This window comes from Plantactinospora sp. B6F1 (assembly GCF_040120695.1).
Taxonomy (GTDB): Bacteria; Actinomycetota; Actinomycetes; order Mycobacteriales; family Micromonosporaceae; genus Plantactinospora.
On record NZ_JBEEAC010000115.1, the window covers coordinates 1 to 564 of the forward strand.

Sequence of the window (564 nt, forward strand, 5' to 3'; positions counted from 1 at the left end):
TCCCGAGTGCAGTACCATCAGCGCTGGAAGGCTTAGCTTCCGGGTTCGGAATGTAACCGGGCGTTTCCCTTCCGCCATAACCGCCGTAACCCTATCAACAACACAAACAACAACCCCCGACCCACACGGTAGGGTTTCTTCTGTTGTTCGTTTGCTGTGAATCGCACAGTGGACGCGTAGCAGCTTTGTAGTCAAGTCCTCGGCTTATTAGTACCGGTCAACTGAACCAGTTACCTGGCTTACATCTCCGGCCTATCAACCCAGTCGTCTCACTGGGAGCCTTACCCCCCATCCCGAGTGCAGTACCATCAGCGCTGGAAGGCTTAGCTTCCGGGTTCGGAATGTAACCGGGCGTTTCCCTTCCGCCATAACCGCCGTAACCCTATCAACAACACAAACAACAACCCCCGACCCACACACGCGGGGAAACCAACTCTTGTTGTTCGTTTGCTGTGAATCACACAGTGGACGCGTAGCAGCTTTGTAGTCAAGTCCTCGGCTTATTAGTACCGGTCAACTGAACCAGTTACCTGGCTTACATCTCCGGCCTATCAACCCAGTCGT

At 53.9% G+C, this 564-nt stretch carries 3 rRNA genes; all 3 read right to left on the reverse strand.

Annotation, left to right across the window (positions count from 1 at the left end):
* A 5S ribosomal RNA gene (gene rrf / locus ABNF97_RS34040) occupies positions 1–88 on the reverse strand; the annotation flags it as partial.
* A gap of 181 nt (positions 89–269) precedes the next feature.
* Positions 270–379 (reverse strand): 5S ribosomal RNA (gene rrf / locus ABNF97_RS34045).
* 104 nt (positions 380–483) lie between these two features.
* Positions 484–564 (reverse strand): 23S ribosomal RNA (locus ABNF97_RS34050); the annotation flags it as partial.